The organism is Nocardia sp. NPDC056000, assembly GCF_042269265.1.
Lineage (GTDB): Bacteria > Actinomycetota > Actinomycetes > Mycobacteriales > Mycobacteriaceae > Nocardia.
The window spans coordinates 134,672-141,257 of the sequence record NZ_JBHJXS010000021.1; the positions used below are offsets into that span (position 1 = coordinate 134,672).

Sequence of the window (6,586 nt, forward strand, 5' to 3'; positions counted from 1 at the left end):
CTCAGCGGCGGATCGCGGCGATGGTGCGGGTCTCCGGACCGCCATCGGTGTCCGGGCGGCCGACGGACGCGGCCTGTTCGGCCCAGGTCTGGTACGAGGTGTCCCAGCCGTGCTCGTGCAGCCACTCCTCGATGTCCGCCCCCAAACCGGCCGCCTCGGGTTCACCCGCATCGGCCCCGGAGACCAGTCGCCGCAGCGCCAGGAACGCACCGCTGTTCGGGTCCACCGCGAAACTGCTGAGATCGAAACGGCTACCCGGGGCGGACAATTCGTCGAGGGTCGTGAGCACCCGCCGGGCATCGGGCCGTAGCAGATAGCCGAGTACGCCCTCATCCACCCAGAGCGTCGGCTCCTCGGGCCGGAATCCCTGCGCCGGTAGCGCTTGCGCCCAGTCGTCGCGCAAATCGACCGGCAGCACATGCCTTTCACAGCGCGGCGTGGCCCCGCCGCGCGTCAGCACCGGCTCCTTGAAGGCGAACGTCTCCGGCAGATCCACTTCGAACAAACGCGTCTCCGCGGGCAGATCCATGCGGAACGCCCGGGTATCGAGGCCCGCGCCGAATACCACGATCTGCCGAATCCCTTCGCGCACAGCCGCTTCCACCCGGTCATCGACCAGCCGCACGGCCACGGTGCGCGCCGGATAGAACAGGTCCAGTACCGGTGTGAGCTGATCCCATCGTTCGGCGAAGCTCGGCTTGGCGGCGTCGACGAACCATTGCGCGAACGGATCGCTGTACAGCCGGTCCGCGCGCTCGGTCTCGCGCGCCCGGACCACCGCGATCCCGATCGCGGTCATGGCTACCCCGGCAACCGGCACCGGCGCTGCTGCTTCGGTCATGACTGATTCCCACTCCCCAACTTCGCGACCCATGGCCCGCGATAGGCAGACGGGCCACCGTCGACGCTAGACGGCCCGGGACCGGGGTGAAAGTCGTTGCCGCTCACTCGAAGTTGATCGACTCCGGTTCGTCGGCGAAGACGGCGGCGGTTTCGACGGCCAGGGTCAGCGCCTGGCGCGCCCAGGACAGTGGTGCGCCCGCCAGACCGCACGCGGGTGAGACCAGGATCTGCTCGGCCAGCAGGCGGCGGGAGAAACCCAGCCGATCGATCAGGCGCACACCGGGTTCGGCGATCTCGCGCCAGGTGACCGGCTTGTCCGGGGCGCTCGTTGGCACCAGCCCGAGCACCAGATGCCTGCCGTCGTCCAGCAGTTCACCCACCCGATCCAGATCCTTGACGCCGATGGTCGCCATATCGAATCCGATTGCGGCGGCGCCGCTTCGGCGCAGGAAACCCAGCGCGGGCTTGGCGGCGCAGGTGTGCACCAGCACCGGACCCGGCTGCACGTCGATCACGGTGTCGAGAATGTGCAGCGCCTCCGGCTCCGGCAGGGCGCGCACGGTATTGAGCACGCTCACCCCGCGCAGCGTGCCGTCCAAAATATCGGTGAGCAGCGGTTCGTCGAACTGCACCAGCACATCCGCGCCCAGCCGCCTGCCGAGCTCCGCCGCATGCGCGGCCACGCCCTCGGCAAGGGATTCCGAAAGATCGCGCACCGCACCGGAATCGGTGAGCACCCGATGCCCGAGCGGCAACTCCACCTGGGCGGCCAGCGTCAGCGGCCCGGTGACCTGCACCTTGATCGGCCGCCCGCTACCCGCGAGACCCGCGGTCTCCCAAGCCTCTTCGAGCGCGTCCATATCCGCGCGCAGCAGATCGTTCGCGCGCCGGGACACCGCACCGGGCCGCACCGCGAGCCGATAGCCGCGCGTGGTGCTGTCGAAGCGCATATCGACCAGCAGTGCCGAGACGCGGCCGATCATGTCCGCGCCGACCCCGCGGCCCGGCAGCTCCACCAGATGCGGCAGCGCTCCGAGCTCCCCCACCACGGTGGCGGCGGCCTCGCGCGGGTCCGCGCCCGGCCACGAACCGACGCCGGTCGCTATGCCGCCCTGTAATACACCGGAACCGCTCTCGATCTCGCTCATCCACGTACCCCGTATCACTCGGCCCTACAGATTCGATTTCCGGCACGTCGCACCGGCACAGGCCGAGGCCCTGGATCGGCGCACGTTACCACCGGGCAATACCCGGGAACATCGCGGGTTCCAGCCGAATGCACGCCGCGATACCGGGTGGGACGTGGAAAGCAGTACGTCGGCCCCGGCTACCGCGGGGCCGGTCTCACTGAGCGTTGTCCGACACCAGTTCGGTTGCGTACGAATGCGGTTCGCGCTCGGTCCCGGTGATGGTGCCGCTGCCGATGACCTGATCGCCGGTCGCGTCGGGCAGGTAGAGCACCACGGCCTGACCGCGCGCCACACCGGTGAGGGGTTCGCGCAGGCGGACGATGAGACCGCCGTCGACGGCCTCGGCGACCGCGGGGGCGGTGCCGCCGTGCGCGCGCACCTGGGCGACGCATTCGATCTCGCCGGCAGGGGTTTCACCCGAGGTCCAGATGGCGCGGTCGGACAGCACCGTCCAGACCTGCAGGTCCGCGGCGGAACCGACACGCACGGTACCGGTTTCGGAGTCGATATCGGTGACGTAGCGCGGCTTGCCGTCGGCGGCCGGACCGGGCAGGCCCAGACCCTTGCGCTGGCCGATGGTGAACTCGTGCACGCCCTTGTGATCGCCGAGCTTGGTGCCGTCGGCATCGAGCACCGCGCCGGGGCGGATGCCGATCTTCGCACCCAGGAACGCCTGGGTGTCACCGGACGGAATGAAGCAGATGTCATGGCTGTCGGGCTTATTGGCCACGGCGAGACCGCGTTCGGCGGCTTCCTCGCGAATGCGGGGCTTGGGGGTGTCGCCGACCGGGAACATGGCGCGGGACAGCTGCTCGGCGGTCAGCACCGCGAGCACATAGGACTGATCCTTGTCCTCGTCCACCGCGCGGCGCAGCACGCCGTCCTCGAGGCGGGCGTAATGCCCGGTGACGACCGCGTCGAAGCCCAGCGCCACCGCGCGATCCGCGAGCGCGGAGAACTTGATCTTCTCGTTGCAGCGCAGGCACGGGTTCGGGGTCTCACCGGCGGCGTACGCGGCGACGAAATCGTCGATCACGTCTTCCTTGAAGCGGTCCGCGAAATCCCAGACGTAGAACGGGATTCCGAGCACATCGGCGGCGCGGCGGGCGTCACCGGCGTCCTCCTTGGAGCAGCAGCCGCGCGATCCGGTGCGCAGCGTGCCCGGGTTCGCGGACAGTGCCAGATGTACGCCGACCACCTCGTGTCCGGCCTCGACGGCGCGCGCGGCAGCCACCGCGGAATCGACGCCACCACTCATCGCGGCAAGCACTCGCATCTCTAGAAGCCTCCTTTCGCGCCGGCCATTCCGGCCGCCTTCGCCCGATCCACGACCTGCGGCAGCGCGGCCAGCAGGGCGTCGATATCGGCGTCGGTCGAATTGTGTCCCAGGGTGAATCGCAGTGACCCGCGTGCCAGTCGCGGTTCCACACCCATGGCCAGCAGCACATGGGAGGGTCCGGCGACACCGGCATTGCAGGCCGATCCGGTCGAGCATTCGATCCCGGCGGCATCGAGCAGCATGAGCAGTGAATCGCCCTCGCAGCCGGGGAACGTGAAGTGGGCGTTACCGGGCAGTCGCCGGTCGCCGCCGGGCCCGTTCAGAATGGCCTCGGGCACCTGTGCGAGCACGCCGTGGATGAGCCGATCCCGAAGCCGGGTGAGTTCCATTGTGCGCGCGGACATTCCGTCGACCGTCTCGCGAATGGCGGCGGCCAAACCGACCGCGCCCGCCACATCGGAGGTGCCCGAGCGCAGATCCCGCTCATGTCCGCCGCCGTGGAACAGCGGCACCGCGGACACCTGACGGCCCAGCAGCAGCACGCCGACGCCGTGCGGTCCGCCGACCTTGTGCCCGGCGAAACTCGCTGCGGCCAAACCACTCCGGCCGAAATCGATGGGCAGCTGCGCACCCGCCTGCACCGCGTCACTGTGCATGGGCACATCGAATTCCTGTGCCACGGCCGCCAATTCGGCGATCGGCTGCACGGTTCCGACCTCGTTATTGGCCCACATGACGCTCACCAGCGCGGTGTCCTCGGCATGCGCGGCCAGCGCCTCGCGCAGCACTCGCGGCGAGATGACGCCCTCGGCGTCGGCCTCCAGCCACGTCACCTGCGCGCCCTCATGCTGTTCCAGCCACTCCACGGTATCGAGCACCGCGTGATGCTCCACCGAGCTGACCAGAATCCGGGTGCGCACCGGCTCGGCATCGCGCCGCGCCCAGTAGATCCCCTTGACCGCCAGATTGTCGCTCTCGGTCCCACCCGAGGTGAAGATCACCTCCGAGGGCCGCGCCCCCAGCCCCGCCGCGATCGATTCCCGCGATTCCTCGAGCAACCGCCGCGCCGCCCGCCCCGACCCATGCAGCGACGACGCGTTGCCACCGGCCCCCAGGACAGCCGTCATCGCCTCGACAGCGACCGGAAACATAGGTGTGGTGGCCGCGTGATCGAGGTAGACCGTCTGGGCACCGACCGGACCCGGGAAAGCCGACTTCATAACCGACAAAGCCTAACCCATCGTTGACCTGCGAAATCTCAGGGGATCCCCTCAGCGGTCCAACCCACCGACCACCGCCGGGTATTCCCCGCGGCGCACCCCGTCGGGACATTTCACCGACGGCGCTTTGGACATACCCAACTCATCACAGATATCGACCAGCACCGAGTTGGGCATCTCGCGATCGCCGCGAAATGTATTCAGTCGGCGTCTCGGGGTTCCAATGGGCCGCCGGGGCGATTTTCTTACGACTTTTACCGACCACACGCGAAGGGGTGTCGAGTTTCGCCACCCGCGTTCGCCATCTTGTCAGTGGAGCTTTCCGAGTGCGTCGGATAGGGCTCGGGAGGCGCCTTCCACCGCGGTGGCGGCGTCGATGCCGGAGGTGAAGGTGACGGTTGCGACGGCGCCGTTGTCGAGGCGGCCGATGGCGCGGGCTTCGAAGAGTGCGGGGTTGATGCGGGATCTGCCGCCGCTGACCTGCGCCGCGTTGCCGATCTGGAGCGGGTTCGAGATCTGGATGTCGTGTGCGGAATTGAACAGGTCGACCGCGCCCTTGGCGTCGTCGTACATGCGCTTGGGTTCGGTTGTGCGAGTGAGCGTCACGTTGATCGCGGTGGGATCGTTCCGGCCCGATTCCACCGTCCAGGTCGGGGATACCGAAATCGATCTACCGGTGAACGCCTGTGTGCGGCAGCCCGCACCGGGGGCGATGGCGGAGAGGGTTTCCGGGGAGATGAGGCTGCATTGATCGGGCAGTTCGGTGATCGTCTTGGCCGCGGGCTTATCGGAGGAGGAATCGGAATTGGTGACGACGACGGCGATAACGCCACCGATCAGCAGTACGGCGGCGACCGCCCCGCCGACCAGCCACATCGTCCTGGGGTTGCGCGGGGCAGGTGCCGGTGCGGCGCTCGGCTCTCCGCTATCTCGCGCGCCAGTCGACCTGACAGTCGGACCACCGTTAATCATGCCTTGCCCCAATCGAATTCACGCCATTAGAACTGAGACGGGACGTTAACAGACTGTGCGCGGATATGCCTTCAAGGGAGTGGGAAGGGATAGACCACACCGGTCAGCCGTTCGGATTCCGCCCAGAGATCGGTTGCCAGCTGCCGATCCAGCGCCCGCGGGGCGGGCTCGCGGCGGACCGGATGACCCTTGGTCCGGCCGTTGGGCCCGATGTAGTCGCCGCCATTCATCGACGGATCCGTGCACGCTCGCAATGTCGGCAATGCGCCCATCGCGGTGGTCTGGGTGAGAAGTTGGGAGAACCAGCGCATTTCGGGTCTGGCGAGAAACCGTGCCGTTCCGCCGAGGTTCTTGTTGAAATCGGAATCCGCGACCCCGGGGTAGGCGGCGAGCGCGATGAGTGATGCGCCCGCATCCGCGAGCCGGCGCTGTAATTCGAAGGCGAACAGCAGATTCGCGAGTTTGGACTGCCCGTAGACGAACATCGGTTTGTACGCGCGCCGCTCATAGGTGAGGTCACCGAGATCCAGGACGGTACGCCGATAACCGGCCGCGCGACTGCTGACCGCCACCACTCGGCCCGCCGGTGCGGCGGTCAGCAGATCCAAAAGCAGTCCGGTGAAAGCGAAATGGCCCAGATGGTTGGTCGCGAACGTCGGCTCGAAACCGTCCACGGTCTTGTGCGGCCCGTCGCGGAACAGCGTGCCCGCGTTGTTCACCAGCAGATCGACCCGATCGAATCGCTCGCGCACCCACGCCGCCGCGCCGCGCACGGATGCCAGCGACGCCAAATCCACCTGTACCACCGATAATTCGGCGTCCGGACTCCGCTGCCGGATCGATGCCGCGACGCACTCCCCTTTATCCACGCTGCGGCAGGCCAGCACCACCCGCGCGCCACGAGCGGCGAGTTGGCGCGCGGTTTCGGCTCCGAGCCCGGCGCTCGCTCCGGTGACCACCGCCGTACTACCGGTCAGATCGGGGATATCGGCCGCCGTCCACGGCCCTGCCGCACCGGGCTCGCGTGGACTTCGGTTCGACACACCTGTCGAGGTTAGTCGCGCCGCACGCCCGGCGTCGGG

The 6,586-nt window shown here is 68.2% G+C and carries 6 protein-coding genes; all 6 read right to left on the bottom strand.

From position 1 onward, the window contains the following. Position 1: 1 nt before the first annotated feature. Positions 2-841: an SAM-dependent methyltransferase gene (locus ACFC4D_RS43915; RefSeq protein WP_376072528.1), complete on the bottom strand. Its 840-nt coding sequence runs from the start codon at positions 839-841 to the stop codon at positions 2-4. A 103-nt stretch (positions 842-944) separates the two neighbouring features. Then, entirely contained in the window at positions 945-1,991 is a 1,047-nt protein-coding gene (locus ACFC4D_RS43920) for a methionine synthase (RefSeq protein ID WP_376072531.1), read from the bottom strand. A 196-nt stretch (positions 1,992-2,187) separates the two neighbouring features. Continuing rightward, entirely contained in the window at positions 2,188-3,309 is a 1,122-nt protein-coding gene (gene mnmA / locus ACFC4D_RS43925) for a tRNA 2-thiouridine(34) synthase MnmA (protein WP_376072534.1), read from the bottom strand. Between the two features lie 2 nt (positions 3,310-3,311). Next, positions 3,312-4,532 carry a cysteine desulfurase family protein gene (locus tag ACFC4D_RS43930; protein ID WP_375954932.1) on the bottom strand — a complete coding sequence of 407 codons (1,221 nt, stop codon included), beginning with the start codon at positions 4,530-4,532 and terminating at the stop codon, positions 3,312-3,314. Positions 4,533-4,841: 309 nt separating this feature from the next. After that, entirely contained in the window at positions 4,842-5,408 is a 567-nt protein-coding gene (locus ACFC4D_RS43935) for a hypothetical protein (protein ID WP_376072537.1), read from the bottom strand. A gap of 167 nt (positions 5,409-5,575) precedes the next feature. Continuing rightward, entirely contained in the window at positions 5,576-6,547 is a 972-nt protein-coding gene (locus ACFC4D_RS43940; protein WP_376072548.1) for an oxidoreductase, read from the bottom strand. Between the last annotated feature and the right edge of the window lie 39 nt (positions 6,548-6,586).

Excerpts from the sequence above, each read along its gene's own strand:
- ACFC4D_RS43915 (WP_376072528.1), bottom strand. The coding sequence starts at position 841 with ATGACCGAAGCAGCAGCGCCGGTGCCGGTTGCCGGGGTAGCCATGACC.
- ACFC4D_RS43920 (WP_376072531.1), bottom strand. The coding sequence starts at position 1,991 with ATGAGCGAGATCGAGAGCGGTTCCGGTGTATTACAGGGCGGCATAGCG.
- mnmA (WP_376072534.1), bottom strand. The coding sequence starts at position 3,309 with ATGCGAGTGCTTGCCGCGATGAGTGGTGGCGTCGATTCCGCGGTGGCT.
- ACFC4D_RS43930 (WP_375954932.1), bottom strand. The coding sequence starts at position 4,532 with ATGAAGTCGGCTTTCCCGGGTCCGGTCGGTGCCCAGACGGTCTACCTC.
- ACFC4D_RS43935 (WP_376072537.1), bottom strand. The coding sequence starts at position 5,408 with ATGTGGCTGGTCGGCGGGGCGGTCGCCGCCGTACTGCTGATCGGTGGC.